Genomic DNA, 26,248 nt, shown 5'->3' on the forward strand with positions numbered 1-26,248 from the left:
GATCGCGCGATCGCGCGCACGGAGATCCAGCGCGTCGGCCTGGTCTGAGCGCAGCGCTCGCCCCGAGCCCACTGTCTGTCCCAGCCTGCAGACCGACTCACGCCCGCCGTCTGGCCCGTGCCCGCCGGTCAACCTGCACCCGCCGTCTGGCCCGAGGCCCCCATCGCCCCCAAGCGCACCGTTGCGAAAACAGGACAGATCGCGCTCTCGCGCCGAAAACAGGACAGTTCGGCCTGTTGTCGACCGAATGTCCTGTTTTCGCAACCCATGGCGTCCATACGGACTCCTGGGAACAAGCGGGCGGCGTGGTGTGGACGTGCGGCGCAAACCTGCGAGCCAGCCGCTACTCGGCGACCTGCCGTGCGTCGTACGCGGCGCGCGAAGCCTCGATCGCCGGATGATGCGCCGTCGCCCAGTCCCCGAGCGCGATCGCGAGTTCGACGAGCGTGCGTCCGAGTTCGGTGAGCTCGTACTCCACACGAGGTGGCACCTCGGCGTAGACCGAACGCACCACGAGACCGTCGCGCTCCAGTTGGCGGAGGGTGAGGGTGAGCATCCGGTGCGAGATGCCAGGGATGTGACGCCGCAGCTCCGTGAACCGCAAGCGTCCGGCACGCAGCGTGGCGACCACCAGGAGCGACCACTTGTCGCCGATGCGGTTGAGCACGTCGCGCACCGCGCGGCCCGCCGACTCGTCGCCGGCGCACGAGTGCTCGTACGAACTGAGCTCGGCGGCGGCTGCGGACGGGCTGACTGCGCGTGCGGACGGTGCCGAGGCGGCCTCGGACAGTCCGGCGCGACTCGCGCGTGGCCCGACGGCGACACGTGGCTCGACGGCGGCATCCGCAGACGGATGCGCGACATCCGTCGTCCCTCGCCCGCCACTCACGCCGGTTACCTCCGTGTGCCTTTTGTACGTCACCCTCCGGTAACGCATCATGTCATTGATTACGCATCGTAACCGGCTTAGCCGAGTGATCCCCCTGCACCGGGGGCCACCTCGGAGCGCCTGCCTTCAGCACGCTCGTGGTCCCCCGTCCCGAGCAGACCCGAAACGAAAGACACCCATGACCATCGCACTCTGGATCGTCAACATCCTTCTCGCCCTCGCGTTCCTCGCCGCAGGCGGTACGAAGCTGCTGCAGCCGAAGGCCAAGCTCGCACCCGCAATGGGCTGGGTCGAGGACTTCGCCACGCCATCGGTCAAACTCATCGCTGCGGCCGAGGTGGTCGGCGCGCTCGGACTGGTGCTGCCGCTGTTCACCGGCATCGCGACGATCCTGGCCCCGATCGCCGCCGTGTGCCTTGCGATCATCATGGTCGGAGCCGTCGTCGTGCACATCCGGCGCAAGGAGCCGGTGCTTCCGGCGCTCGTGCTGGGAATCGTGTCGATCGCGAGCGCTGTGCTGGGGTTCGCAGCGATCTGAGGCGAGGCGAGTCACGGCTCCGGCGACGAGCATCCCCCGCCGGAGCCGATTGGCAGGTCAACGCCCGATGGGCCTGTATCCAATCCAGCCGAGCACCAGAGACAGCTCGGACGATCAGGCGGCCCGTAGGCACCTAACGGTTGCGTGTACAGCGGCAGATAACGCCCTCGCCATCCTCGTCGGAACCCTCAAGCCGGGGCTGCGGACGTCGGCGCAGAGTTCTTCAACGGCTCGGTCGCCGTCCACCTCGCGCACCGGCAGCACCACCCGGTCATCGTCATCCCGCTCAATCCGGCGTCCCCGGGCGATCCGCTCCCGTGGGAATGAGACAGCCTCGCCCTAGTCTCGCGTTCACTTCGCGCGCGGCTGAAGCGGAACGCTGCGCGGTGGCACCGGGGGGGACACTGTCACGGCTGTGACCGTCTGCCCGTAAAGCAGAAAGCTGTCGAGGATCTCCTCGAGGTCGGCAACCGTCGGCGCGTGCACGTGCATCAGAAAGCAGTCCTCACCGGTAGTGCGATGGCACTCGGTGACGGCTGGGGTCTTCTGCGCCAATTCGGCCACCCGTGGCAGCTGTCCGGTTGCCGGGCGTACCCGCACCCACGCGCTGACGGGCAGCCCGAGCGCGGCCGGGTCGATCACCGCCTGATATCCGCTGATGACACCGGCTGCCTCCAGTTTGCGCAGCCGCTCGGCGGCGGTGGGTGCCGAGACGCCGACGCGTCTCGCCACCTCGCTCATGGGCAGGCGTGCGTCTGAGATGAGCTCGGCCAGGATGGCCCGATCGACCGCATCGAGCGGATTCGCTGAAGCAGTGTCCATTCGACTCTTTCGCTTTCAGATCATCAGGAATTGAATCGATGACCCTCAGGCTCACCATAGCGAGATCGCTACCAGGTTTACAGACTGGGGTTGATGAGAACGAAAGGTACGCGTTCGGTCAAGCTGCGGGCATCCGGCTACTTCCTGGGCAGCGCGATCTTCCACTACCTCGGCCCGTCGCTGGCGGTTCTGCTCTTCACGTCCGTCGCCCCCGCCGGGGTGGCCTGGCTGCGCGTGGCATCTGCCGCGCTCGTGTTCGCGCTCTGGCGCCGGCCCTGGCGCGTGTGGGCGCGATCCACCCGGCAGGAGAAGGCGGTGTACCTCGCACTCGGTGTGTGGTGCTGGCAGGCATGAACACCGTGTTCTATCTTGCGATCGCGCGCCTGGATCTTGCGACGGTCGGCACCATCGAGTTTCTCGGTGTGATCGCGATCGCCGCCTACGGCGCCCGCTCCGGAAGAAACGCCCTTGCCCTGCTCGTCGTGATCGCAGGGGTCGCCGCGCTCTCCGTCCATGCCTTCGCGACAGACCCACTCGGCCTGGTGCTGGCATTCGCGAATGCGGTCGGCTTCGCCGCGTACATCGTGCTCGGACACCGCATCGCCCATCAAGCGGCACCGGATGCCGGCAACAGGGCATCCGCACTGCTCGCGGGAGTCGACAGGCTCGGCATCGCCATGCTGATCGCCGTCGTGCCGACCTCGATCTGGGGCCTTGCGCCAGCACTCACCGCCTTCGCACATCCGCTCTGGCTGGCCTGGGGCATCGGCGTCGGACTCTGCTCCTCGGTCATCCCCTACGTCACCGATCAGCTGGCGATGGCCATGCTCGACAGAGCCGCCTACGCGCTGATGATGGCACTGCTGCCGGCGTCGGCCGCGATCATCGGCGCCGTCGTGCTCGACCAGGTGCCGACGCCGCTCGAGGGCATCGGGATCGCCCTGGTCATCATCGGCATCGTCCTGCACACCGACTCCACGCAAACACGCTCCCCGTCACCGGCCGGCACACCGCAGAAGTGACCGTAGGACCAGACGCCGCCCCGGCACGCATCGAACGATGAACCGGTCGTGTGGATCCGGCCCGCTTCAGGCCTCCCTCGCGGCGAGTGCCGCGTCAGGAGCGGCCGGACGGTGGGCGGCCCTGATAGCCGGGATGCACATCGGCGTCCAAGCCGAGACGCGTGCTCAACGTGGCGAGCAGCTCATAGAGGTCGGCGCGCTGTTCGGCGCTGAGCCCCCCGGTGACGGTCGCTTCCTGCGACTCCGCGGCCTTCCGAAGCTCTGCGAGGAGATCGCGTCCGGAGTCGGTGAGGTCGAGATACTGCGCACGGCGATCCGTCTGGCCACGGGTTCGTCGCGCGAGCCCCTTGCGCTCCAGACCGTCGACGAGTGCGACGACGCGGCTCGGCACGGTGCCGAGCCGGTCGGCGAGTTCACGCTGGGTGAGTTCGGATGTGCGGCCGATGATCCGGATGACGCCGGCCTCCGACGGCGTGATCCCGAGCTCGCGCACCCGCTCTGCGAAGAGTGCGGACGCGTACGAGCCGAGTTGGGAGAGCAGGAAGCCGATCCGAGCTGGGCGTCCGGCGGGCGACATGGTGTCAGATTACTGCATTGACAGGATGATTCACTAGATGAATAATTACAGCCATGACTGACTTGCCCACGGAAGACACAACGCGTCGCCGCCCCGACGGACCGCCTGCCGGGGTGCTCGGGATCATCGTGCTCGCCTTCACCATCGCCTCGGTCGTCGCTTACGCCCTCGACTCCGGCTTCTGGACCGGGTTCTTCACCTTCGCCGCGTCGATACCGCTCGGCATTTACGCGGCCACTGTGTACGCGCGCCAGCTGAGGCTCGGCATCCGCGTTCCAGGTCCGGGCATCAGCTTCTTCGGCGGCGTTTCGGCGTCGGTACTGCTCGGGCTCTCTGGGCTGCTCGGCTGGGCGCAGGCGCAGGTCAGCGCACTCCCCGCCTCGGTGACGAAGCTCCTGACCGAGACCGTCTTCGTTCTCGGCGGAGTCGGCTTCGTCTGCGGGCTCGGGCTGCTCATCGCCGGGATCGCGGTTCCGGCCGTGATCCTCCGCCTCGTTCCTCGTTGGCTCGGCTGGGTGGGTCTCGTGCTGGGCGCGCTCGGTGAGATCGCCTTCCTCGCCCTCCTCTGGGACGGTCTCGACGTGCTGCTGCCGATCGTGCGCTTCGGCGGGCTGATCTGGCTCGCGGTCATCGGATTCCTGTTGCCGCGCAACCGACACGACGTCGACCGGAGCGCTCGCCGATGATCCGATCGCGGCGGACGACCGGCGGCCGGCGCGATGTGTTCGGAACCATTGCGCTCTGACCGCCACCGTCTGCATCATCGCGGCCTGAGACACCGGGTCATCCCCCATCGTCGACTACCGGAACGAGTCGCTGCCGTGATGGCGCTCGGCGCCGCCGAGATCGCATGCCATACGTGGCGTTCTTCGTTCCGTCGAACTCGTCGATCATTCAGACGCCGAGCATCCCGATGCACCCATCAGCTCGGGGCTAGAGCGTCAGGCCGTGTTCGAGGTACGAGAAGGCTTGGTCGATGAGATCGGACATCTCGGCGTGCGGGTCGTCGGCGAACTGCGCGAGGACAGCGAACATGCAGCCGACGATCGCGCCGGCCATCGTACGCACCCGAAAGTCGTCAGCTTCTCGATTCGCACGCTCAGCGATCGCGTCCGAGAGCAAGAGCACTGCCTGGGAGAACTGGTCGAGCATCGCTGCGCGCAGTGCCGGAACGCCCAGCACGAGGGCGAGCCGTTCGCGCTGCTGTTCGCGCTGTTCCTCGGTCAGGCCGACAAATGCTTTCCGAAGTGCCACCCGCATCGCCGCAAGATGTCCGATTTCGGCCGGTTGAGCTTCGTAGGCAGCCACGATCCGGGGGTCGAAGTCGTCGAAGAAGACCACCGATTCCTTGGTCGGGAAGTAGCGGAAGAACGTGCTCTCAGAGACGTCCGCAGCGTCGATGATCTGGTCGATCGTCGTGGCGTCGTAGCCCTGCTGGGCGAACAGGCGAAGCGCATGCGACTGGATGGATGCCCGGGTGCGTGCCTTCTTGCGCTCACGGAGGCCGGGCCTCGGCGCGTCATCCGTTGGGTTCGGCATGTTCAGCCCTTCGACTCTGGGAATTCAACGGCGACGTGGCCGACTCGGCGCGGGCCGATCGCGGAAGAATCATCAGTGCCATGATGGCCCCTGCGACAGCGATGCTTGCCGAGACCAGCAGAGACACGCTCATGCCGTGCGTGAAGGCATCGCGGACCGCGTCGGCCGCCGCAGCCGAGTGCAGCTTCGCCGCGACCGCTGCTCCCGCGTAGACACTCGTCTTCGCCTCGGATGCCACGGCCGACGGAAGGGACGCGAGCGTTGACGTCAGTTGTGCGGAGTACACCGCGGCGACGACGCTGCCGAGGATGGCGGTGCCCAGTGGCGCGCTCGTCTTCTGTATCGCCTGCACCACGCCGGAGCCGACCCCGCTGCGCTCGGGGGTGAGCTGGGACACTGCAGCAGACATGGATGCCGTCAGCGCGAGCCCGGCGCCGGCACACACGATCGCCATCCAGACCGCAATATATGGCTCCCCAGTCGAGCGGACGGTGAACGATCCGAGCCAGGAACCGATGGCGATCACAACGAAACCGATCGTCACGGTCACCTTGAACCCGATCGTCGTACTCAGCCGACTGGAGGTGAGTGCTCCGATGAGCATGCCGCCCACGAAGGGGAGGAGCCGGACCCCGGACGTGAACACGTCGACGTCCTGAACGGCCTGGAAAAACTGCGGCATCACGAACAGCAACCCGACCATGCCGATGCCTGCCACCCCGGCCAGCACTGCTCCGCCGGTGAACGCTCGGGAACGGAACAGCCGGGTGTCGATCAGCGAGGAATGACCACGTCGAGTGAGGACGATCTCCCAGAAGACGAAACCGACCATGATGACCAGCCCTATTCCGAGCGAGACAAGCGCTGTGGCATCCGCCCACCCCTGCTGTCCCACCTCGATGACGCCGTAGGTGAACACCACCAGCCCCGCCACCGACGTCACGATGCCAACGACGTCCAACCCGGGCCGTTCTTCGGCACGAGACTCCGGAATAAGCACCAGTGCAGCGACCAACCCGATCACCACGATCGGCACATTGAGCAAGAACACCCAACCCCACCACACGTTCGCGAGCATCCACCCGCCGAGGATCGGCCCCAACGGCAGGGACAGGAAGTTCGCCGCAGAGAACACGCCGACGGCCTTTGGCCGAGATACGTCATCGAAGAAGACCGTGAGAGCGGACAGCGCCATCACCACGATCCCCGCACCCGCAGCGCCCATCAGGAGCCGCGCGAGCAAGAACACCTCAGGCGTGGTCGCGAGCGCGCACAACGCTGATCCCGCACCGAACACCACAAGAGAAACGATCAGCACCTTCTTGCGACCGAAACGGTCACCGATCAAACCCACGGGCAACACCGCTGCCGCGAGCGTCAGCAGGTAGCCCGACGAAAACCACTCCAGCTGTGACTCCGTGGCGTGCAACACGCGCGCAAGCGTCGGCAGCGCCACCGAGAGCACCGTCCCATCGACGCCCACCGCCAGCACGCTCAGGCTCACCGCGGCAAGCGCCCACCACTTGCGCCGTTGACTCAACATGACAGTTACCTCCTTTTCAAGGATAGCTGCCAACTGATAGAAACAGTCGCGATTGCTCGCCGACCAGGCTGAGCCTGGATCTGCGCTGTGTGGCCTGTGGTTCGGGAGCGCAAGATCGCACGTTGTTGCTCTGCATGCCACGGGCACGCAGAGCTACCCCGGTGGAAGAAGACCGCAATACTCGAACCCGCTGAGGCAACAACTCGCAGCCCGCCCGAAGCCGCCTACGAAGTCCGATCTATACAGTCCGGAACGTCGGCTTCCGTCCGATTCATCGCGACGAGACGACGATCGGATCACGGCACTCCGGGCGGCTCATGCGAAACTCACAAGAAAATAACGAACAGGTAACTAGCGCCCCGTTACCTGTTCGTTATAGAGTTCAAGAGCACCGGCTGTTTGCTGTGGCGGTCGGTGCGGAATGTGATTGCAGGACACTCTTGGTGCAAGGGAGAGGGCCGGTCGTAAGCCTCTACGACCGGCCCTCAATTCTGTCTCCGGTCCGGTCTGTCTCCGGTCCGACGTCGGACGGCGCCGAGATCCACATCCCATCCACACGTTCTGGCCGATGACCCACGCCGGATTTCTCGCTTTCGCATCCCGTCCGTTGTCGTCCGAACGTCTCGGATCCCGTCCGTGACTGGTTCGTTCGTCGCCGACGCCTCGAACACCGCCGACAACGGTCACTCGCAGAGTCGGACATGTTGCCCCTGGTGGGGCCGCTGTAGCCTGATGCTTGCTGTTCCCTCGAGGCGGAGGCACATGTCGTGGATGAGCGGCGACGCTTGCTTGAACGAGCATTCTCACGCGAGGGCGCACACGAGACTCCTCAGCAGTACCGGGACCCGTCCACCGGTCGCACGGTACGCATGACGCCGAGCCATTGGGCTCTCGTGGAATACGATCAGCGACATCGCGACACATACTGTCTGGTCGCGGTGACCGGAACGAACCGAGCAGCCGAAACATGCGGCACGGCGGACGACATCGCCCGCACAGGTCTCGCTCTCTCGAAAGAGGCAGTGGACGGCGAGGCTGTCACCGTGACAGTGAACTGGCAGCGTGACGGCACGATCAGCTGGACCGAGCTGCCGTCCGCCGGCTGAGGTGGAGGTCGAGCGGATCAGACTCCGCTGATCGCCACCGTGACGATGAATCCGATGACGCCCGCGACCGCGATGACGAACGCGGTCCAGACCAGAACGCCTGCGGCACCGGTGCGGGCGGGATAAGTGGGGTGACGATCCTCCATCCCTCGATGCTATGCCCGTCCCGCGCGTCGTGCCTTGTCGCCGAGCATCGGCCTCGTCGCACGAAGGGGCCTGGGTTGTCCATCCGTCCGCCCGGAACGGCGCCCACCCCCGTACGCTGGATCGCGACGTTTCTTCAGTCGGGTCGGTCCGCGACCCGGCAGTCATTCGTGTCGGATCGTGCGACGATCCGTGTTCGGCGCCCCGGGAGGAGTCGCAGCGTGGCCACGAAGTCCGCCATCAGTGCATGGGAATCGCTGTTCCGAGCCCAGGTGACCGTCATGCGCGCGCTCACTGCGGAGTTCCCGCGCGACGCCGACCTCAGTCTCACCGAGTACGACGTGCTCTTCACCATCTCGAAACAGGAGGGGCGCAGCATCCGCATGCGCGATCTGCGCACCCAGGTGCTGCTGACCCAACCGAGTGTGAGCAGACTCGTCGACCGGCTCGTCGACCGCGGTCTGGTGTCGAAGTGTCCGGAACCGGATGACGCGCGCGGCTCCCTCGTGCGCCTCACCGAAGACGGTTACCACCTGTATCGCACGTGCGCCGTGCAGCACGGCCGGTCGATCATCGACCACGTCGGCGGCGCACTCTCGAGTGAGGAACTCGCCCAGTTGGAAGCCCTGTGCGACAAGCTGCGTCGGAGCGTCGAGGGCGACGCATCCGTGCCGGCCACGCCCGCGTAGCCGCACCACCGCCCTCACTCCTGTCCGCGTCCGGTTCGCCTGTGCGGACGTCATCCCACCGTCACGAGAAGGAAGCCACCATGCAGCAACGACCCATCGGCAACCGCACCGTCAGTGCGATCGGACTCGGCGGCATGCCGATGTCCATCGAGGGGCGCCCGGACGAGAAGCGTTCGATCGCCGCCATCCACGCGGCGCTGGATGCGGGTGTCACGCTCATCGACACGGCCAACGCGTACCACATCCACGCCGACGAAGTCGGTCACAACGAGGCGCTGATCGCCAAGGCTCTGCGCGTGTACGACGGCGACGCATCCGAGGTGCTCGTCGCGACCAAGGGCGGCCACATCCGCCCGGGCGACGGCACGTGGATCGTCAACGGCAATCCGGACTACATCCGCGGTGCCGCCGAGGAGTCGCGCCGCAGGCTCGGCGTCGAACGGATCGGTCTCTACCAGTTCCATCGGCCGGACCCCGCAGTGCCGTACGCCGAATCCGTCACGGCGCTGCGCGACCTGCTCAACGACGGTGTGATCGAGATGGCAGGCATCTCGAACGCGAGCGTGGAGCAGATCGACATCGCGCAGGACGTGCTGGGCGGCCGGCTCGTCTCGGTGCAGAACCAGTACTCGCCGCGGTTCCGGTCCAGTCAGTCGGAGCTCGACTACTGCACGGAGCTGAAGATCGCATTCCTGCCGTGGAGCCCGCTCGGTGGCATCGGACGCAACGGTGCAGGCGCCGGATTCGAGGCGTTCCAGGACATCGCTGATGCCCGTGGCGTAAGCCCGCAGGTGATCACGCTCGCGTGGGAGCTCGCCAAGGGACCGGGTGTGATCCCCATCCCCGGGTCGTCGCGGCCGGAGAGCATCCTGGACTCGATCACCGCCGTCGACATCGAGCTCACCCCTGAGGAACTCGACCGACTCGGGTAGTCGAGCGGCGACAGCCGGAGCGGCGTGTCGGCCGGACTCTGTGCCGCACGCCGCGCCGTCGCCCGTCGGGTGCGGCCGCACTCTAGGGTGTGAGCCATGACGGACGCCTCGGGCACCACCGGTTCCGAATCAGATCCTCACGCGACAGCAGGTGCGCCCGGCTCACCCGGCGCGGCCGACGCCGCCGGGACGAGCGAGGCTACGACCGCGGACGCCGGGCCTGCAGGTGCCACGGCTGCTGGCGTCACCCCTGCTGGCGTCACCCCTGCTGACGTCACAGCGGATGCCGTGAGCGACTCGAGCGCAGACGCCGCGGCCATCCGCTCCCACGAAGCGCCACCGTCACGCACGTTCTGGGCCAACCTCAACCATCCGTTCGTGCTCGGCTTCACTCTGACGATCGGCGGACTCGCCGCGATCCTCCTCGGGCTCGCCGTCTCGAATCTGTCGACGATCATCATCTACGTCGTCTTCGCGTTGTTCGCCGCGCTCGGCCTGGATCCCATCGTGCGCACGCTCGAGCGGCACAAGGTGGCAAGGCCCTGGGGCATCGTCATCGTGTATGCGGCGTTCGCGCTGATCCTTGTCGGGGTGCTCTGGCTCATCGTTCCGACCGCGGTGGACCAGATCACGCAGTTCGTCAAGGACGTGCCGAGCATCATCACGAAGTTCCAGCACTCCGACTTCTACGACTGGCTGCAGACCAACTTCGGCGACGAGGTCGGATCCATCACCGACCAGATCCGGTCGTTCCTCTCCAACCCATCGAACATCGCGGCGATCGGCGGCGGCGTCGTCAAGGTCGGCTTCACGATCGGCACGGTCATCTCCGGCATCATCATCGTGCTCGTGCTCAGCCTGTACTTCCTCGCGTCGCTGCCCCTGATCAAGACCTCGTTCACGCGTCTCACGCCGGCCCGCAGCCGTCGGACCGTGTCGGAGATGATCGAGCAGATCTCCGGTGGCATCGGCAGCTACCTCGGCGGGATGGTCGTGCTCGCCTTCTTCAACTCGATCGTCGCCGGGCTGCTGTACCTTTTCCTCGGCCTGCCATTCCCGCTGCTGATGGCGGTCGCGGCGTTCTGCATCACGCTCATCCCGCTCGTCGGATCCGTTCTCTTCTGGATCGCCGGAACGGTCATCGCGCTGTTCAGCAGCCCGCTCGGCGCTCTCGTGTTCGCGATCATCTACATCGTGTATATGCAGATCGAGGCATACGTGCTCACGCCGCGGGTCATGAACCGGGCCATCTCGGTACCGGGATCCCTCGTCGTGATCGGCGCCCTTGTCGGCGGGACGCTGCTGGGACTTCTCGGCGCGCTCGTCGCGATTCCGGTGACGGCGAGCATCCTGCTGATCATCAAGAAGATCTTCATACCCCGGCAAGACGCCAAGCTCTGAGCCACGACCCTCTCTGGACAGCGCGGATGCCCGCGGCGAGGCTTGTGCACATGCCCCTTTCCCGGAAGGCATTCGTGTGAAGGCCAGCAGTGCGGCGCCCTCGCGCGGACGCGTCTCCGACTGGCTGAACAGACACGATCCGGATCTCGCCGCCCTGCGCCGAGCAGGACGCACGGCCATCGTCATGCCGCTTCTCTTCGCTTTCGGCGACTACGTGGTGGGCAACGCCGATTACGCCACGTTCTGCGCCTTCGGCTCGTTCGCCATGCTGCTGCTCGTGGGTTTCGGCGGAACGATCCGGGAGCGCCTGCAGGCACAGCTCGCGCTGGCGGTGACAGGCGCCGTGTTCGTCGTGCTCGGCACGCTGGCTGCGACACCGATCTGGCTGGCCGCGCTGACCATGGCCGTCGTCGCGTTCGCCGTGCTCTTCGTGGGAACCGTCAGCTCCGTGCTGGCGTCGGCGAGCACCTCGTTGCTTCTCGCCTTCATCCTCCCCGTCACGCTGCCAGGCGACGTGGCATCCGTGCTGCCGCGGCTCGCCGGATGGGGCACGGCGTCGGTCGTGGGGTTCGCCGCGATCGCGTTGCTCTGGCCGGCGCCGGTCCGGATGCCGCTGCGCACGAGCGCCGCACACGCCTGCCTGGCGCTCGCCGCACGATTGCGCGCCGACGCGGCCCTCGTGCTGAGCGGTCGCGATGCCGCATCGGAGGCCGCACGGGATGCCGCCGCCGCCCAGGCGGACGACGCCGTCGCGGCGCTTCGGGCGCTGTTCCTCGCCACGCCGTACCGTCCGACCGGTCTCAGCACACCCGATCGGACGGTCGTGCGGCTCGTGGACGAGATCAGCTGGCTCCAGGCCATCGCGGCGCAGGCGGCGTTCATCACGCATCCCGTCTTCCCGGCATCCGATTCCGTCTACAGGGAGGCCTGCGATGCGAAGATCGCGGGCGCCGACGCGCTCGAGCGTGGTGCTGACGTCCTGATGACCAGCGGGGCAGAGACGACCGAGCTCGAGGCGGCGATGGGTCGGCTGGCGCGGGCGCGTTCCGCCCTGGCATCCCGCACGATGACGCGCCTTCCGAACGCGACGGAGCGCGCATCGGCGGGTGGCAAGGGCCATTCGGTCGACGCGTTCGTCTCAGCACTGGATCCCGCGTTCCGCGCCCAGGAGCTGAGCTACGCCGTCTCGCAGGTCGCCGACAACATCGCACTGACCGCCGAGGCGGAGCGGCGCTCGTGGTGGGACAAAGCCCTGGGGCGGCAGCCGGGTGACCTGCGAGGCGCCTTCGGCGCCGGGCTGGAGCGGGCGAGCGGGCAGTTCAGCTGGCGCTCGGTGTGGCTGCACAACAGCCTGCGGGGCGCCGCGGCCCTGGCCATCGCCGTGCTGCTGGCCGACCTCACGGGCGTGCAGCACTCCTTCTGGGTCGTGCTCGGCACGTTGTCGGTGCTGCGATCGAACGCGCTGAGCACGGGACAGAACGTGCTGAGAGGCGTGATCGGCACCGCGGTCGGTGTGATCGCCGGCGCCTTGCTTCTCATACTGATCGGCGACAACACCGTCGCCCTGTGGATCCTGCTGCCGCTCGCGATCCTCGTCGCGGGCTTCGCTCCCACAGCGATCTCGTTCGCCGCGGGCCAGGCCGGGTTCACGATCATCCTGGTGCTGCTCTTCAACATCATCGAGCCGACGGGATGGACCGTCGGGCTCGTGCGCATCGAGGACGTCGCCCTCGGCTGCCTGGTGAGCCTGGTGGTCGGTCTGCTGTTCTGGCCGCGCGGGGCCGCGGCAGCGCTGCGCGTTGCGCTGGCGGATGCCTACAGTGCGCTGGCCGACTACCTCGCGGCGGCCGTGGCGTTCGGCGTCGACCGGTGCGACGCGACGGCTCAGGGGCATCAGGAGCCGACCGCGGAGTCGCGCCGCGCGGCCGCGGCATCACGACGGCTGGACGACACCTTTCGCACGTATCTCACCGAGCACTCGCCGCGCCGCGTGCCGCTGTCCGTTGCGGCATCGTCGGTGGCGGGTGTGGCGGGCATCCGCCTGATCAGCGATGCCATCGTGGACATGTGGCGCGAGGAGGACGGCGTTGCGCAAGGCGATCGGGCGAGGGCTCGTCGAGCGCTCCAGTCGTCGGTCGACCTGCTGGGCGACTGGTGCGTGCGTTTCGGAACGCGACTCGTCAGCGGGGACGAGCTTCCGCTGCCGCCGCTGCGCGATCCCCGTCTGACGGCCGAACTGCTGGATGCGGTGCGGTTCGATCTCAGCGACGAGATGGGCACGAGCACGCCGACGGCGGTGCGGCTGGTGTGGACGGGCGACTACCTGGATGCGGTGCGCCACCTTCAGGCGCAGGTCGTGGGATCGGCGGCGCCCGCGACCGCGGCGCTGAGCGTCACGCCGTAGCCAGCTCGAACGCCCTCCACATCGCGGCGTAGGCGCCGTCCTGCTCCAGGAGCTCCTCGTGGGATCCGACCTCGATGACGCGTCCGTGGTCGAGCATGACGATGCGGTGCGCACCCATCGCCGTCTGCAGACGGTGGGCGATCAGCACGGTCGTGCGGTCGCGGGCGAGGCGGTGCATGGCATCCGTGACGCGGGATTCCGTCGCGAGGTCGAGGTTCGAGGTGGCCTCGTCGAGCAGCAGGATGGACGGCTGCACGAGCTCCGCGCGCGCCAGCGCGATGAGCTGCCGCTGGCCGGCGCTCAGCGACTTGCCACGTTCGGCGATCTCGGTGTCGTATGCGTATGGCAGCGCCTCGATCATGTCGTGGGCGCCGACAGCCCGCGCGGCGTTCTCGATGTCGGAGGCGCTGGCATCCGGTCGTCCGTACGCGATGTTGTCGGCGATGGTGCCGGTGAACAGGAACGATTCCTGTGGCACGTAGCCGAGGTTGCGGCGGAAGCCGGGGAGGTCCAGCCTGCGCAGGTCCCGTCCGTCAGCGAGCACCGCTCCGCGATCAGGGTCGTAGAAGCGCGCCAGCAGCTTCATGACCGTCGACTTGCCAGCACCGGTCTCGCCGACGAGCGCGACCGTCTCGCCCGGACGGATGCCGAGCACGATCCCCGCGAGCGCCTCCTGCGGACGTCGGGCTGCCGCGTCGCGCGAGCGGGGGTCCCTGGCATCCTTCGGGCCGCGCAGCTGCACGCTGGAGACCGGAGCCGTCGGATACGCGAAGTGCACGTCGTCGAGCGCCACATCGCCGGTGAGCTCGCCGACGGCGATCGGATGCTCCGCCTGCGGAGTCAGCGTCTCGAGCCGCATCAGCTCCGAGATGCGCGACACGGACACCCTGGTCTGCTGCCAGGCGTCGAACACCTGCGACAGCTGCTGGATGGGCGAGAAGAACATATCGATGTAGAGCAGGAACGCGATCAGCGCACCCGCGGTGAGCTGTCCCTGCGCGATCAGCGCGGCGCCGAGTCCGAGCACGATGACGTCGGCGATGGCCGACAGGAACTGCACGAACGGGAAGTAGATCGCCACCAGCCGCTGCGCGGCGACACGGGATCGCAGGTACGCGCTGCCGTGTCCGTGGAACCGGCGCATCGTCGCCTGCTCGTGCGTGAACGCCTGCGACTCGCGCACACCGGAGAGGCTCTCCTGGAACGCCGCGTTGACGATGGCGATGCGCTCCCGCGACAGGTCGTACAGCTTGGACGATCGGCGCCGGAACCACAGCGTCGCCAGCGCCAGCGGGATCACGATGGTCAGCACGGCCAGGCCGAGCGGGGCATCCACGATGACGAGCGCGACACCGACGCCGACGAACGTGACGAACGCGACGAGCGCACCGAGCAGGCCGTTCTGCAGCAGCGACTCGAATTGGTCGATGTCGGTCGTCATGCGCGTCATGATGCGACCGGCCATCTCGCGCTCGTAGTAGTCGAGCGACAGCCTCTGCAGCTGGGCGAACACACGGATGCGCAGCGACAGCATGATCCGCTGGGCCACACGGCCGGTGACGAACGACTCCGCCATGCCGTTGAACAGGTCGGCGATCGTGATGACGAGGTAGACGGCGGATGCCGCGAACAGCACGGATGCCACCCCCGTCGTCACGCCCTGGTCGATGCCCGTCTTCACGACGGCCGGACCGAGAAGTCCCACCAGCGCGTCGACCACGACGAACACGAGCGCCAGCAGCAGCGGACGACGGAACTCGCGCAGCACCTTGCCGAGGGAGAAGTCCCGGTCGTGGCGGGATTCGGTGTCGAGATCGATCTGCGGGAAGTCCTTCACCGGTGGCAAGGCGGCAACTCGGGCGAGGAGCTCCGGTGTCGGCGCGAGTCCGGCGCTCATGCCGCGCATGCCGCCACCCCCGCCGCCGAGACCCATGCCGATGCCGGTGGGTCCCGCCGCCCGGCGGGCTCCCGTCCGCGCTGCCGGCCGCCGTCGTGAGCCCGCCGACGAAGGGCTGGCCTCATCCGCCTCCGCGACCACGCCGGCCTCCGCTGCCGGCGCAAGGGCATCGACGTCGCCGCGGCGGGCGGCATCCGTGGCACCGAAGAGCGCCTGGTACGTCTCGCTGCGGTCGATGAGCTCGTCGTGCGTGCCCTGGTCGACGATGCGTCCGTGCTCAAGCACCACGATGCGGTCGGCGAGGTGCAACGTGGAGTGCCTGTGAGCGACGAGCAGCACCGTGCGGTTCTCCATCACGCTGCGCAGCGCGTCGTGGATGCTCTGCTCCGTTCGCGCGTCGATGGCGCTCGTTGCGTCGTCGAGCACGAGGATCGCCGGGTCCCGCAGGATGGCCCTGGCCAGCGCGACCCGCTGTCGTTGTCCGCCCGACAGGCTGAGTCCGCGCTCCCCGACCACCGTGTCGTATCCGCGAGGCAGCTCCATGATGAAGTCGTGCGCCTGGGCGGCGCGGGCGGCCGCCTCGATCTCGTCGTCCGTGGCATCCGGTGCGCCGTAGGCGATGTTGTCGTGCACCGACTCGGAGAACAGGAACGCGTCCTCGAACGCCATGCCGATGGTCTTGCGAAGCGAGGAGAGGCGCACGTCGCGCACGCTCGTGCCGCCGATCGTGACGTCGCCGGAGTCCGGATCGTAGTAGCGCACGAGCAGACGCCCGACGGTGGACTTGCCGCTTCCGCTGGCGCCGACGAGCGCGACGCGCTCCCCCGGCTGCACGGTGAGCGAGAAGTCCTCGAGCACTGTCGCGTGTTCGTCGTAGCCGAACGACACGTCGTGGAACTCGATGGTGCCGGGCTTCTCTGCGAGGTCGACGGCATCCGCTGCGTCCCGGATGGCGGGCGTGAGGTCGAGCAGCTGGAAGATGCGTTCGAGGCCCGCCCTCGCCTGCTGGCCGATGGTCAGGATGCCCGCCAGCTGCCTGGCAGGCGCCATGAGCTGGGCGATGTACGTGGAGAACGCGAGGAACGTGCCGAGCGTGATGTTGCCGCTGAGGGCGAGCCATCCGCCGAGCGCCAGGATGCCGACCTGGCCGAGCACCGGGACGGCCTCCAGCAGCGGCTGGTACTTGGACTGGATGCGCACGGCACGCATCTGGGATCCGTACAGGCTCGACGCGGTGCCGGTGAGACGTTCCAGCTCGCGGTGCTCCTGGCCGAAGGCCTTCACGACGCGCACTCCGCCCACGTCTTCGTCGACGATCTCGGCGAGGTCGCCCTCCTTCTGCTGACCGTCCCAGGTTGCGGGGAAGACGCGGCGGCGCATCCGGTAGCTGATGATCAGCAGCGCGGGCAGCACGGCCAGGCTGATGACGGCGAGCAGCGGCGACAGGATGAACATGACCACGAGCGACAGCACGAGCATGAGCACGTTGCCGGTCACCAGCGGGAGGAAGTTCAGCAGGCCCTGCACGAGCGCCGAATCGGAGTTGGCGCGCGCCACGAGCTGGCCGGCCGGCATGGTGTCGAGGGTGGCGGCATCCAGGCGCTGCAGCTGGTCGTGCATCTCGTTGCGCAGGTCGTTCTGCACGTCGAGCGCGACGCGGCCGCCGCGATACCGCCGCAGGTACGCGAAGCCGAATGCGATGAGCGCCAGCACGATGAGGAGCGTGAGCCACGGCAGCAACGGGGCGGTCTTCGCCACGATGACGCCGTCCACGATCTGGCGGGCGATCAGCGGGGTGGCCACCTGGCACGCCGACCCGAGAATCGACGCGACCACGGCGATGGTCACGTTCCGCCGATGGCGCCACAGGTAGCCGCCGAGGCGGCGGAGCCATCCCTGCCGGCCAGGCTGAGTCGTCGGATCCTGCTGCGGAGCGGATGCCCGTGCCTCCCCCGCTCCCTCGTCCTGCGTGGCGGACGTCGGCGTCCGATCGCTCCTCGTGCTGTTCGCTGCGGTCGGCCCCGTCACCGGCTCGCCCCTTCCCGAGCCGTGTCCGGCGCCTTGTCTGCGGATGCCGCATGCCCGGCGGCGAAGGCCGCCTGCCGTCGTTCGATGGCGTCGCCCAGAGCGGCGAGCGCCGCGAGCGTCGCCTCGGGATCATCGGTGTCGCCTGCGAGTCCGACCGCTACCGCCGCGAGTGCGGACTCGGCCTCTTCGCGTGCGGTCTCGCCTTCCTCGGTCAGCACGAGGTCGATCGCGCGCTGATCGGATCCGTGCGCCTCACGTCTCAGCAGACCGCGCCGCACGAGGGACTCGACGGTGGAGCTGATCGCCGGCTTGCCGAGCGCGAGCCGTTGCGCCAGACGCGACGCGCGCGCCTCGCCCTCGGCGACGGCGGAGAGCACCCGGAAGTCGGCGAGGCTCAACTGCGGCAGCGACCGCTCGAGGATTCGGGAAGCCCTGGTCAGCGCGTGGACCGCGGCGCGGGCATCCGCTGGGATGCTCCTCGATGACGCGGATGTCGCAGCGACGACTCCGTCAGATAGTTCGACCACCGAACCATCGTATGCCCCGTGTCGCTCGAGGATGCACGCCTGCGGCGCCGGCCCGCCAACCCGCCGAAGCGGCGAATCCCGCCACGGCGTCAGACCCGCTAGACCCATCAGTCCACGGTCAAAGTAGACTGATCCTCATGTCTCATGAAACGCCGCAGTCTGTCGCGGACGTCTTGGACACGCACAAGGTCGACTTCTCGGCCTTTGCGAACGACATCTCGCCCGACGACTGGTCGAAACTCATCACGGTTCGTCCACCCGTCTTCTTTCCTTCGCCCATCGACACGTTGTCGGTGACGCACCCGGTCGGCCTCGGCCGCACCAACACCACGCTCATCCAGGCGACCATCGTGCAGACGGATGCTCCATCCGCCTACGCCAGCTTCGACCGGTCCGTGAATCCGGCGCGCAATCCCGCCGTTTCCCTTCATTTCGAACCGGACGCATACGGCATCACCACGACGCGGGACTACGTCGTGACGTTCTATCTGAACGCGGCGGCAGCCTGCACCTTCTCGGCTACCCAGGGCGGTGCCCCGAGCGCCGGCGGACTCGGCAACCGCACGATCAGTGGCCAACAGACCATCTCGATCGTGCTCAACGACCTGCCGGCAGGCCAGCAGTGCTACGCGGCGCTCGAGGAGATCTCCGGACAGTCCTGGAGTTGGTACAAGACCGTGATCGCCCCGCCACCGCTGGTCTTCCAGCTCTGACGAGCTCGGATTCGTCGTGCCCGTCTGTTTCGACGCGCCTGTTCGTCTCCGTGAGCGACCCGCTGCCGTATTCAACGCATACGTCGATTGATCGACATGTCGACAAGCGGCGACCTGTCCTGAATACGGCAGCGGGCTCCTTGTCCACAACGAGTCGGGCGACACGACAGCCAGAAGGCCGTGCCGGAGGCACTACGGCAGCGTGTGTCCCGCCGCCGTGAACAGGCGGTACCACTCGGGGCGGGTGAGGGGCAGGTCGGAGCCGGCCGCGGCATCCGCGACCCGCTGCGGGTTCGTCGTGCCGAGCACGACCTGCATGTTCGCCGGATGCCGGGTGATCCACGCCACGGCGACGGCAGTGGGCGTCACGCCGTACGACGCGGCGATGTCGTCGATGGCGTCGTTGAGCTCTGCGTAGTTCTCGCGGTCGCCGAGGAAGACGCCGTCGAAGAATCCCTTCTGGAACGGCGACCACGCCTGCAGCGTGATGTTGTTGAGTCGCGAGTAATCGAGGATGCCGTTGTCGCGGTCGATCGACTGGTCGAGACCGTTCATGTTGGCGGCGACGCCCTGGGCAAGCACGTTCGCGTGCGTGATGCTGAGCTGCACCTGGTTCGCGACGATCGGCTGGTTCAGCGAACGGCGCAGCAGCTCCGTCTGGCCGGGCGTCTGGTTCGAGACTCCGAAATTGCGAACCTTGCCCGCCGCGTGCAGCGCGTCGAACGCCTCCGCGATCTCGTCGGGCTCCATCAGCGTGTCGGGGCGGTGCAGCAGCAGGATGTCGAGGTAGTCGGTGCGCAGAGCCTTCAGCGACTCGTCGACGGACTCGAGGATGTGCTCCTTCGAGAAGTCCCAGTACCCGTTGCGGATGCCCACCTTCGACTGCAGGTAGACCTGCTCTCGCTCGGCGCCGGTGAACCGCATGGCGTCGCCGAAGCGTCGCTCGCAGCCGTGGTCGCCGCCGTAGACGTCGGCGTGGTCGAAGAAGTCGATGCCGGCGTCGCGCGCGGTGTAGACGAGGTTCCGGATCTGCTCGTCGCTGAGTTCCAGGATGCGCATCAGACCGAGCACGACGTTGCTCGCCTCGATCGCGGCGGTGGTGTCGGTGGCGCTGTTCGGCAGGGTGATTCGTTTCATGACATCCATCATGGAACCTGGAGCGCGCTCCGGGTCCAGCGCGCTGGCGTCTCGACGGTCGGTTCCCAGCATGCATAAGGGCTCCTCAGGACCGTTCAACCTCCAGTCGCGCCAGCTCGTCAGGCGTCAGCGTCGGCGCCTCGTAGCCGGCCGGAAGGTCGGGCACCGTCATCCGCTCGTCGCCGGCATGCACGGACACTGCCTCGAGGTCGCCGTCGTCGATCCAGACGTCGAGTGCGTCGGTCTCCACCACGTCGACGAGCTGGATGCGCCGGGCACCGACCGTTGAGCCGCTCGCGACCACACGGCCGGCGATGCGCACCTCGTGCCGCCCGATCCGCTGCCCGTCGTCGAGCCGCTCGACGAGGTCGACGTGCCGGACGGCGACCGGATGCGGCAACGCGACGTGCACGACACCCGGCTCGGTGCCTCGTGCCAACGTGCCAGCCACCGGTGCGCCGAACCGTCGATCACGCTCTGCAGCGAAGACGTGAAGCGACGCGATGTCCGCATCGTCGAGGGCGCCGGCAGGTGTCGGCGGCACGTTCAGCAGCAGGTTCGCGCCGCGCCCGACCGAGCGATACCAGACCGCCAGCAGATGGTCCGGCGTCTTCGACGCGTCGCTCGGACTGTGGAACCACTTGCGACGGATCGACACGTCGCACTCCGGCGGCAGGTACACCGGCTCGGCGAGCTCCGTCGAGGACTGCGTGTACTGGCTGTCGTCGGTGCTGTCGACTGCGTAGAGCACGGGCTCGTCGACGATCCCGTCCTCGTTGCCCGCCCACCGGATGCTGGGCCGCCCCATGTTGAACACCATCGCGTTCGGCTGCCATTCGTCGATCACCGCCATGTAGCGGTCCCAGTCGTAGACGCGCCCCTCCGAACCCGCGCCGTCGAGCCAGATCTCGGCGAGGGCGCCATATGAGGTGCACAACTCGGTGAGCTGGCGCACAGAGAAGTCGTCGTACGCCGCGGGATCCGCATACGTCGGCTCGTGCCGATCCCACGGCGACAGATACACGCCGAAGCGGATGCCCTCTGCCGCACACGCATCCGCGACCTCGCGCACGAGATCCCCTTCTCCGTCCCGCCACGGCGAGGATGCCACCGAGTAGTCGGTCGTCGCGGTCGGCCAGAGGCAGAATCCGTCGTGGTGCTTCGCGGTGAGCACCACGTACCGCGCGCCGGCGGCGGCGATCTCGTGCAGCCAGGCGTCGGCATCCAGGTCGGTCGGATCGAAGGTGCTCGCCGGGAGCGTGCCGTCGCTCCACTCCACGTCGGCGAACGTGTTCACGCCGACGTGGAGGAAGACGCCGAGCCCCCAGCGCTGCCACTCGCGCTGGGCGGGGCTGGGCGCTGGGCTCCGGGTGTTCTTTGCGGACGGGTGCATGAGTCAACGGTAGGGCCGAACTGCGGCCACTTCGGGCGGAGAAACGGGCACCCTCGCGAGGAGAAACGGGCACTTTCGGGCGGAGAAACAGGCACCTTCGGGAGGAGGAACGGGCACTTTCGGGGACTGGGGGGGGAGAGAGAGACGCGGGTCAGACCAGGGTGACCTCGTGGCCGGAGGAGGCTGAGCGGTAGCACGCGTCGATGACGGCGGCGCGCTTGAGGCCGAGGGATCCGTCGTGCTTCCCCCACTCGGATTCTCCGGCCTCGATCGCCTCGACGAACTCCCGCACGACGCGGTCGTGTCCGCCGTTCTCGCCGGGCGTCGCCCTGTAGTCCGCGTTCGCGCCGTCCTTGTTGCGGAACACCGTGAACTCGCTGGTCTCGTAGTCGATGACGCGCAGCTCCGCGCCGCCCTCGGTGCCGTACACGGTCATCCAGTACTCGTTGTTGTCGGCGCGGTAGGTGTCCCAGCTCGCCTCGAGCGTGACCGTCGCGCCGTTCGACAGGCGCACGAACGCGATCGCGATGTCCTCCACGTCGAATCCCTCGATGGCCTTCGCGCCGAGCTCCGCATACGTCGACGCGGAGACCGTTGCCACCTCCGGCTCGCCGAGCAGGTGCAGCACGTAGTCGATCACGTGCACGCCGAGATCCAGCAGCGGACCACCGCCGGAGAGCTGCTTCTGCGCGAACCAGCTGGATCCGGGGATGCCGGCGCGCCGCAGCCATCCGGCCTTCGCGATGTACGGCGTGCCGAGCTGACCGGAGTCGATGATGCGGCCCAGCTCCGCGATGTCCCCGCGCAGCCGGTGGTTGAACACGACCTGCAGCACGCGACCGGATGCCCGCGCCGCCTCGACCATGCGCCTCGCGTCCTCGATATCCGCAGCGATCGGCTTCTCGGTGAGAACGTGGATGCCGCGTTCGAGCGCCGCGATCGCGATCGGCGCGTGCAGGAACGTCGGGGTCGCGATGCTGATCGCGTCGAGTTCGAGGGAGTCCAGCATGTCCCCCCAGCGCTCAAAAGTCGCGGGGATCTCGTACTCGCCCTGCAGCTGAGCGACGAGTTCGGTCTCCATGCCGGCGAGGCCGGCGATCTCGACGCCGTCGAGGGCGTCGTATCCCTTGAGGTGCTGCTGTCCGGCCCACCCGGCTCCGACCACCCCGACCTTGATGGCGCTCATGCCTGTGCTCCCTCGGCAGCGGATGCCTGCGCCGACGCCGTCGCGGACGTCGCGCTCGAACCCACGTCAGCGGGTGCCTGGAACCAGTCGCGGCCGGGGTTGGAGACCTCGGGGATCCGTCCGTATCCGCGTACCGGTGCCGCCCAGCGCACCGCGTTGGCGAGCACGTTGCGCACGTCGTCGTGATAGAAGACCGGATACTCCTGGTCGCCAGGGCTGAAGTAGAACACCTTGCCGTGCCCGCGCCGGTATGTCATGCCCGAGCGGAACACCTCCCCACCGGAGAACGAACTCACGAACACCAACTCGTCGGGCGTCGGCACGTCGAAGAACTCGCCGTACATCTCCTGCTGGCCGATGATGAGCGGCGACGGAATGCCCTCGGCGATCGGATGCGTCGGGTTCACCGTCCACACCAGCTCGCGCTCGGCCTCGTTGCGCCACTTCAGCGAGCACGTCGTGCCCATCAGCTTCTTGAAGATCTTCGAGAAGTGGCCGGAGTGCAGCACGATGAGGCCCATCCCGGCCAGCACGCGCTCGTGCACCCGCTCCACCACCTCATCCGCCACGTCCTCATGCTTCATGTGGCCCCACCACAACAGAACGTCGGTCGCCTCGAGCGTCGCCGCATCGAGGCCGTGCTCCGGCTGGTCGAGCGTCGCGGTGCGGATCTCCGCATCCGGCAGCCGGGACGCGAGTCCCTGCGCGATCGCGCCGTGGATGCCGTTCGGATAGATCGCCGCGATGTCGCTCTGGTGGGTCTCGTGGAAATTCTCGTTCCACACGGTGATGCGCATGGGTCTCCTCAGGTGACGGTCGTCTGGGTCTGTGCGTGGAGGGTCATGGTTCGAATCGATTCGAGAGCCGTCGATACGCTACGCGTCACGATCGGGGTGTGCAAGGAGGCGGCACCGACTGACGCCATGGCAGGCGCACCGGCGACCTCTCCGAGCTCCTCCTCCTCGTGTGACGCCGCACCACGCCAGGGTTTCCAGGTGTGGTTGACTCGCGTTCGTGACGAGCGCGGCGCCGGGGCAGCATCCATCCGACACGGACGGGCGAAGGGGCGGTTCCCGGCGGCGATCGCAGCTGTTGTTCCTGCGCGATCTGGCGATCATCGTGGTGGTCGCGTTGCTGGCGTCGTTCCTGATCAAGACGTTCCTGGTGCGGTCGTTCTACATCCCGTCCGGGTCGATGGAGAACACCCTTCAGATCAACGACCTGATCCTCGTCAACGAGCTCGAACCCGGTCTGGTTCCGATCCACCGCGGCGACGTCGTCGTGTTCACGGATCCGGGCGGATGGCTGCCCGCCACACAGGAGAAGCCGAACACCAACCCCATCGTGTGGGCGCTGTCCCTCATCGGACTGGCCGCGCCGGACAGCGACGACCACCTCGTGAAACGGGTCATCGGACTTCCCGGCGACCATGTGACGTGCTGCAACGCGCTCGGGCAGCTCACCGTCAACGGATCGCCGCTGGTCGAGCCTTACGCCGTCATCCCGGTGGGTGACACGGATGCGGGAGCCGTGCACTTCGACGTCACCGTCCCGAAGGGCGAGCTGTGGGTGATGGGCGACAATCGCTACAACTCGAAGGACTCCTCCCTGAACCAGAACCTGCCCGGCCATGGTTTCGTCCCCGAGTCGGATGTCGTCGGCCGCGCCATCATCATCAGCTGGCCCATCAGCCACTGGAGCTGGCTCACGGACTACCCGGACACCTTCAAAGCCGTGTCGACGCCGGCGTCATCATCGGGGTAAGCCGGTCGCACGGGGATGCCCCGGAGCAACGAACACGGAAGCGAGCCGAAGTGCGGCATGACGCACTTCGGCTCGCTTCGCTCGCTCAGTGAGCTCGGTTGATGTTTCTCAAGGTCAGAGCAGTCGGCTCAGCCAGTTGCCGACCTGCTGGATGATCCACTTCACGGCGTCCACGATCGAGACACCCGGGTGTCCCGATCCGCCGCCGTTGTTGCCGCCCTGGTTCCCGTTTCCGTTGCCATGGCCGTTCCCGTTGCCGTTTCCGTTCCCGTTGCCGTTGCCGTTGCCGCCGTCGCCGGACACGTGCACGGGCACGACCTTCGCCACCGAACCGTCCGATGCCAGCAGTACCGCGCGCTGCTGCGGGTGGTTGAAGTCGAAGAACCCGTCCAGAGATCCGGCGCGAGCGTCGAACGAGGAGTCGCCGATCTGGCCGGTCGACCAGTTCTGCTCGATGAACTTGGTGATCGACGTCTGCTCGGTGGCGGTGTGGTCGATGTAGTTCTGCTTCGAGAAGGGCGAGATCACCAGGAGCGGAAGGCGCTGGCTGGGACCGCAGCGGTCCGCGTAGCCGCCAGCCGCCTTCGCGGTCGCGGTGGTGCAGATCGTCGAGTCGTTCGCGCTGTCCGTCGACCCGTTCAGGATGGTCGGTGCGACGTGGTCGTACCATCCGTCCGAGTCGTCGTAGTTGATGACGATGGCCGTGCTCTTCCACGACGGCGACTTCTGGATGGCGTTGATCTCGTTCACGAGGAACTTCTGCTCGTCCAGTGGGTCGGAGTAGGCGGCGTGGCCGTCCTGCGCCTCCGGGGCCTTGAGGAACGACACCGCAGGCAGGTTGTCCTCCTTGAGCGCGGTGTCGAACGACGTCAGGTCGTACTGGTGGTTGGCCTGGTCGGTGTGGCCGATCATCTTGTCGCTGGAGGGAGCCAGGTGGTGCGGGTTCGACGTCGACTTGTAGTACGCGAACGGGTTGTGGTGCGGCGAGTAGTCCACGGATGCCGCGCCTGCCACGTTCGTCGTCGTCGAACCGCAGACGGCGTAGGAGCCCGACTGGCCGTTCCACGTGGTGGTCGGCGTGAAGCCGCCCTGGAACCAGCCCCACGTCACGTTCTTGGCGTTGAGCAGGTCGCCGATGTTCTTGCCCGACATCGAGCCGAGCGCGTTGGTCGACGTGTGGTTGTTGTCCGCGCAGTCGTCGTACGCCGGGTCAGGGTCGTTGATGACCGTGCCGACACCGTTCGCGTCAGGCGAGGCGACCGTGTAGGCATCCGGAGTCGCGGTCTTCTGACCGGTCTTGGAGTCGACGGAGGTGACGCCGTGCGTCTGACCCGAGATCAGGTTCAGGGCTCCGGGAGTCGAGGGTCCGAACACGGTGTCCCAGGAGTTGTCGCTCATGGCGTAGTTCTGGGCGTAGTTCCACAGACCGGTGACGGTGTTTCCGTCGTAGTAGTCCATGGCGAGACCCGGCGAGCCGTACATGCCGGTGCAGGTGTCCTTGCTCGTGTTCTGCACGAACTGATCCATCGCGCCGTTGTTCTCGGCCTTCTGCTCTGGGCCGTATCCGTGGTTCTGGTCGCACGTGACGGCCTCGTCGGGCGTGAGCCGCTGCGGCGTGTACTCGTTCGGGTTCGACGCGATCAGGCCGGCCTTCTGCATGGTGTTGGCGGAAGGCGTGTTCGCGGCGGCGGTGAACGTGGTGCCGTCGGTGTTCGCCGCGTTCGGGTAGGTGCCGAAGTAGTGGTCGAACGAGATGTTCTCGTCGAACAGCACGACGAGGTGCTTGATCGGCGTCTTCGTGGTTCCGGAATTGTCCGGCTGGTTGGCGGACGCCGGAGCCGCAAGGGCTACCGTCGTCGCGATCGCGGCGAGCGCGACCGGGATGGCAGCGAAGCGCACAGCGCGCCGCCCCCAGGAAGCGGGGGCAGGGTCCGTCGGCATTCGTGATCCTTTCGTCGGGAAGGTGTGCTGCTGTCGGTCGAAAGGCATGCCGGGCA

The 26,248-nt window shown here is 67.4% G+C and carries 24 protein-coding genes; 11 read left to right on the forward strand and 13 right to left on the reverse strand.

What is annotated here, in order from left to right; all coding sequences use genetic code 11:
- Nucleotides 1-343: 343 nt before the first annotated feature.
- The gene (locus ACX9R5_RS00280; protein ID WP_459407007.1) at nucleotides 344-889 is read right to left on the reverse strand and encodes a winged helix-turn-helix transcriptional regulator; all 546 of its coding nucleotides are present in this window, start codon (nucleotides 887-889) and stop codon (nucleotides 344-346) included.
- Between the two features lie 178 nt (nucleotides 890-1,067).
- Between ACX9R5_RS00280 and ACX9R5_RS00285 the strand changes: the two genes are divergently transcribed.
- Nucleotides 1,068-1,427, forward strand: a complete 360-nt coding sequence (locus ACX9R5_RS00285; protein WP_459407008.1) for a DoxX family protein — start codon at nucleotides 1,068-1,070, stop codon at nucleotides 1,425-1,427.
- 351 nt (nucleotides 1,428-1,778) lie between these two features.
- Here ACX9R5_RS00285 and ACX9R5_RS00290 read toward each other — a convergent pair whose 3' ends face one another.
- Nucleotides 1,779-2,249 (reverse strand): Lrp/AsnC family transcriptional regulator, encoded by a 471-nt coding sequence (locus ACX9R5_RS00290; RefSeq protein ID WP_459407009.1) that lies wholly within the window; start codon nucleotides 2,247-2,249, stop codon nucleotides 1,779-1,781.
- 93 nt (nucleotides 2,250-2,342) lie between these two features.
- Here ACX9R5_RS00290 and ACX9R5_RS00295 point away from each other — a divergent pair, with 93 nt between their 5' ends.
- Both ACX9R5_RS00295 and ACX9R5_RS00300 read left to right on the forward strand, forming a co-directional pair.
- Nucleotides 2,343-2,603: a hypothetical protein gene (locus ACX9R5_RS00295; RefSeq protein ID WP_459407010.1), complete on the forward strand. Its 261-nt coding sequence runs from the start codon at nucleotides 2,343-2,345 to the stop codon at nucleotides 2,601-2,603.
- Nucleotides 2,600-3,271: an EamA family transporter gene (locus ACX9R5_RS00300; protein ID WP_459407011.1), complete on the forward strand. Its 672-nt coding sequence runs from the start codon at nucleotides 2,600-2,602 to the stop codon at nucleotides 3,269-3,271. Before ACX9R5_RS00295 ends, ACX9R5_RS00300 begins: the two co-directional genes overlap by 4 nt.
- Before the next feature lie 94 nt (nucleotides 3,272-3,365).
- Here ACX9R5_RS00300 and ACX9R5_RS00305 read toward each other — a convergent pair whose 3' ends face one another.
- Complete coding sequence (locus tag ACX9R5_RS00305) at nucleotides 3,366-3,848, reverse strand: MarR family winged helix-turn-helix transcriptional regulator (protein WP_459407012.1); 483 nt, start codon at nucleotides 3,846-3,848, stop codon at nucleotides 3,366-3,368.
- A gap of 53 nt (nucleotides 3,849-3,901) precedes the next feature.
- On the opposite strand from ACX9R5_RS00305, the gene ACX9R5_RS00310 reads away from it, so the two are divergent.
- Entirely contained in the window at nucleotides 3,902-4,534 is a 633-nt protein-coding gene (locus ACX9R5_RS00310; protein WP_459407013.1) for a hypothetical protein, read from the forward strand.
- 247 nt (nucleotides 4,535-4,781) lie between these two features.
- On the opposite strand, the gene ACX9R5_RS00315 is transcribed toward ACX9R5_RS00310, so the two are convergent.
- The gene (locus tag ACX9R5_RS00315; RefSeq protein WP_459407014.1) at nucleotides 4,782-5,387 is read right to left on the reverse strand and encodes an acyl-CoA-like ligand-binding transcription factor; all 606 of its coding nucleotides are present in this window, start codon (nucleotides 5,385-5,387) and stop codon (nucleotides 4,782-4,784) included.
- A complete protein-coding gene (locus tag ACX9R5_RS00320; protein ID WP_459407015.1) occupies nucleotides 5,368-6,930 on the reverse strand; it encodes an MFS transporter in 1,563 nt (520 codons plus the stop codon). Before ACX9R5_RS00320 ends, ACX9R5_RS00315 begins: the two co-directional genes overlap by 20 nt.
- A 938-nt stretch (nucleotides 6,931-7,868) precedes the next feature.
- On the opposite strand from ACX9R5_RS00320, the gene ACX9R5_RS00325 reads away from it, so the two are divergent.
- The gene (locus ACX9R5_RS00325; protein WP_459407016.1) at nucleotides 7,869-8,036 is read left to right on the forward strand and encodes a hypothetical protein; all 168 of its coding nucleotides are present in this window, start codon (nucleotides 7,869-7,871) and stop codon (nucleotides 8,034-8,036) included.
- Nucleotides 8,037-8,053: 17 nt separating this feature from the next.
- Here ACX9R5_RS00325 and ACX9R5_RS00330 read toward each other — a convergent pair whose 3' ends face one another.
- Nucleotides 8,054-8,182 carry a hypothetical protein gene (locus ACX9R5_RS00330; RefSeq protein ID WP_459407017.1) on the reverse strand — a complete coding sequence of 43 codons (129 nt, stop codon included), beginning with the start codon at nucleotides 8,180-8,182 and terminating at the stop codon, nucleotides 8,054-8,056.
- Nucleotides 8,183-8,461: 279 nt separating this feature from the next.
- Here ACX9R5_RS00330 and ACX9R5_RS00335 point away from each other — a divergent pair, with 279 nt between their 5' ends.
- The 4 genes from ACX9R5_RS00335 to ACX9R5_RS00350 all read left to right on the forward strand — a co-directional run bounded on the left by ACX9R5_RS00335 (nucleotide 8,462) and on the right by ACX9R5_RS00350 (nucleotide 13,606).
- The gene (locus ACX9R5_RS00335; protein ID WP_459409003.1) at nucleotides 8,462-8,869 is read left to right on the forward strand and encodes a MarR family winged helix-turn-helix transcriptional regulator; all 408 of its coding nucleotides are present in this window, start codon (nucleotides 8,462-8,464) and stop codon (nucleotides 8,867-8,869) included.
- Between the two features lie 80 nt (nucleotides 8,870-8,949).
- Nucleotides 8,950-9,801, forward strand: coding sequence for an aldo/keto reductase (locus ACX9R5_RS00340; protein ID WP_459407018.1), 852 nt, complete (start codon nucleotides 8,950-8,952; stop codon nucleotides 9,799-9,801).
- A 96-nt stretch (nucleotides 9,802-9,897) separates the two neighbouring features.
- Nucleotides 9,898-11,202, forward strand: coding sequence for an AI-2E family transporter (locus tag ACX9R5_RS00345; protein ID WP_459407019.1), 1,305 nt, complete (start codon nucleotides 9,898-9,900; stop codon nucleotides 11,200-11,202).
- Nucleotides 11,203-11,278: 76 nt separating this feature from the next.
- Nucleotides 11,279-13,606, forward strand: a complete 2,328-nt coding sequence (locus tag ACX9R5_RS00350; RefSeq protein WP_459407020.1) for an FUSC family protein — start codon at nucleotides 11,279-11,281, stop codon at nucleotides 13,604-13,606.
- Here the strand turns inward: ACX9R5_RS00350 and ACX9R5_RS00355 are convergent.
- A complete protein-coding gene (locus tag ACX9R5_RS00355) occupies nucleotides 13,596-17,531 on the reverse strand; it encodes an ABC transporter ATP-binding protein (RefSeq protein ID WP_459407021.1) in 3,936 nt (1,311 codons plus the stop codon). The genes ACX9R5_RS00350 and ACX9R5_RS00355 overlap by 11 nt on opposite strands.
- Nucleotides 17,528-18,058 (reverse strand): MarR family winged helix-turn-helix transcriptional regulator, encoded by a 531-nt coding sequence (locus ACX9R5_RS00360; RefSeq protein WP_459407022.1) that lies wholly within the window; start codon nucleotides 18,056-18,058, stop codon nucleotides 17,528-17,530. Before ACX9R5_RS00360 ends, ACX9R5_RS00355 begins: the two co-directional genes overlap by 4 nt.
- A gap of 137 nt (nucleotides 18,059-18,195) precedes the next feature.
- Between ACX9R5_RS00360 and ACX9R5_RS00365 the strand changes: the two genes are divergently transcribed.
- Nucleotides 18,196-18,771, forward strand: a complete 576-nt coding sequence (locus ACX9R5_RS00365; protein WP_459407023.1) for a hypothetical protein — start codon at nucleotides 18,196-18,198, stop codon at nucleotides 18,769-18,771.
- A gap of 192 nt (nucleotides 18,772-18,963) precedes the next feature.
- Here the strand turns inward: ACX9R5_RS00365 and ACX9R5_RS00370 are convergent, their stop codons facing one another.
- The 4 genes from ACX9R5_RS00370 to ACX9R5_RS00385 form a co-directional block, all read right to left on the reverse strand.
- Nucleotides 18,964-19,908 carry an aldo/keto reductase gene (locus tag ACX9R5_RS00370; RefSeq protein ID WP_459407024.1) on the reverse strand — a complete coding sequence of 315 codons (945 nt, stop codon included), beginning with the start codon at nucleotides 19,906-19,908 and terminating at the stop codon, nucleotides 18,964-18,966.
- Nucleotides 19,909-19,993: 85 nt separating this feature from the next.
- On the reverse strand, nucleotides 19,994-21,301 hold the full coding sequence (locus ACX9R5_RS00375) for an alpha-L-fucosidase (protein ID WP_459407025.1): 1,308 nt from the start codon (nucleotides 21,299-21,301) through the stop codon (nucleotides 19,994-19,996).
- A gap of 151 nt (nucleotides 21,302-21,452) precedes the next feature.
- Nucleotides 21,453-22,487: a Gfo/Idh/MocA family protein gene (locus tag ACX9R5_RS00380; RefSeq protein ID WP_459407026.1), complete on the reverse strand. Its 1,035-nt coding sequence runs from the start codon at nucleotides 22,485-22,487 to the stop codon at nucleotides 21,453-21,455.
- Complete coding sequence (locus ACX9R5_RS00385; RefSeq protein ID WP_459407027.1) at nucleotides 22,484-23,284, reverse strand: ThuA domain-containing protein; 801 nt, start codon at nucleotides 23,282-23,284, stop codon at nucleotides 22,484-22,486. The genes ACX9R5_RS00380 and ACX9R5_RS00385 overlap by 4 nt, the downstream gene beginning before the upstream one ends.
- A gap of 217 nt (nucleotides 23,285-23,501) precedes the next feature.
- On the opposite strand from ACX9R5_RS00385, the gene lepB reads away from it, so the two are divergent.
- Nucleotides 23,502-24,251, forward strand: coding sequence for a signal peptidase I (lepB, locus tag ACX9R5_RS00390; RefSeq protein ID WP_459407028.1), 750 nt, complete (start codon nucleotides 23,502-23,504; stop codon nucleotides 24,249-24,251).
- A gap of 114 nt (nucleotides 24,252-24,365) precedes the next feature.
- Here lepB and ACX9R5_RS00395 read toward each other — a convergent pair whose 3' ends face one another.
- A complete protein-coding gene (locus ACX9R5_RS00395) occupies nucleotides 24,366-26,192 on the reverse strand; it encodes a phospholipase C (RefSeq protein WP_459407029.1) in 1,827 nt (608 codons plus the stop codon).
- Nucleotides 26,193-26,248: the final 56 nt, after the last annotated feature.

Source organism: Rathayibacter sp. CAU 1779 (assembly GCF_054551755.1).

Bases quoted from the DNA above. Each gene is read 5' to 3' on its own strand.
- ACX9R5_RS00290 (WP_459407009.1), bottom strand. From the start codon at position 2,249: ATGGACACTGCTTCAGCGAATCCGCTCGATGCGGTCGATCGGGCCATC.
- ACX9R5_RS00285 (WP_459407008.1), top strand. From the start codon at position 1,068: ATGACCATCGCACTCTGGATCGTCAACATCCTTCTCGCCCTCGCGTTC.
- ACX9R5_RS00370 (WP_459407024.1), bottom strand. From the start codon at position 19,908: ATGAAACGAATCACCCTGCCGAACAGCGCCACCGACACCACCGCCGCG.
- ACX9R5_RS00380 (WP_459407026.1), bottom strand. From the start codon at position 22,487: ATGAGCGCCATCAAGGTCGGGGTGGTCGGAGCCGGGTGGGCCGGACAG.
- ACX9R5_RS00310 (WP_459407013.1), top strand. From the start codon at position 3,902: ATGACTGACTTGCCCACGGAAGACACAACGCGTCGCCGCCCCGACGGA.
- ACX9R5_RS00295 (WP_459407010.1), top strand. From the start codon at position 2,343: ATGAGAACGAAAGGTACGCGTTCGGTCAAGCTGCGGGCATCCGGCTAC.
- ACX9R5_RS00365 (WP_459407023.1), top strand. From the start codon at position 18,196: ATGTCTCATGAAACGCCGCAGTCTGTCGCGGACGTCTTGGACACGCAC.
- ACX9R5_RS00375 (WP_459407025.1), bottom strand. From the start codon at position 21,301: ATGCACCCGTCCGCAAAGAACACCCGGAGCCCAGCGCCCAGCCCCGCC.
- ACX9R5_RS00305 (WP_459407012.1), bottom strand. From the start codon at position 3,848: ATGTCGCCCGCCGGACGCCCAGCTCGGATCGGCTTCCTGCTCTCCCAA.
- ACX9R5_RS00330 (WP_459407017.1), bottom strand. From the start codon at position 8,182: ATGGAGGATCGTCACCCCACTTATCCCGCCCGCACCGGTGCCGCAGGC.
- ACX9R5_RS00345 (WP_459407019.1), top strand. From the start codon at position 9,898: ATGACGGACGCCTCGGGCACCACCGGTTCCGAATCAGATCCTCACGCG.
- ACX9R5_RS00315 (WP_459407014.1), bottom strand. From the start codon at position 5,387: ATGCCGAACCCAACGGATGACGCGCCGAGGCCCGGCCTCCGTGAGCGC.
- ACX9R5_RS00385 (WP_459407027.1), bottom strand. From the start codon at position 23,284: ATGCGCATCACCGTGTGGAACGAGAATTTCCACGAGACCCACCAGAGC.
- ACX9R5_RS00395 (WP_459407029.1), bottom strand. From the start codon at position 26,192: ATGCCGACGGACCCTGCCCCCGCTTCCTGGGGGCGGCGCGCTGTGCGC.
- ACX9R5_RS00300 (WP_459407011.1), top strand. From the start codon at position 2,600: ATGAACACCGTGTTCTATCTTGCGATCGCGCGCCTGGATCTTGCGACG.
- ACX9R5_RS00320 (WP_459407015.1), bottom strand. From the start codon at position 6,930: ATGTTGAGTCAACGGCGCAAGTGGTGGGCGCTTGCCGCGGTGAGCCTG.
- ACX9R5_RS00335 (WP_459409003.1), top strand. From the start codon at position 8,462: ATGCGCGCGCTCACTGCGGAGTTCCCGCGCGACGCCGACCTCAGTCTC.
- ACX9R5_RS00340 (WP_459407018.1), top strand. From the start codon at position 8,950: ATGCAGCAACGACCCATCGGCAACCGCACCGTCAGTGCGATCGGACTC.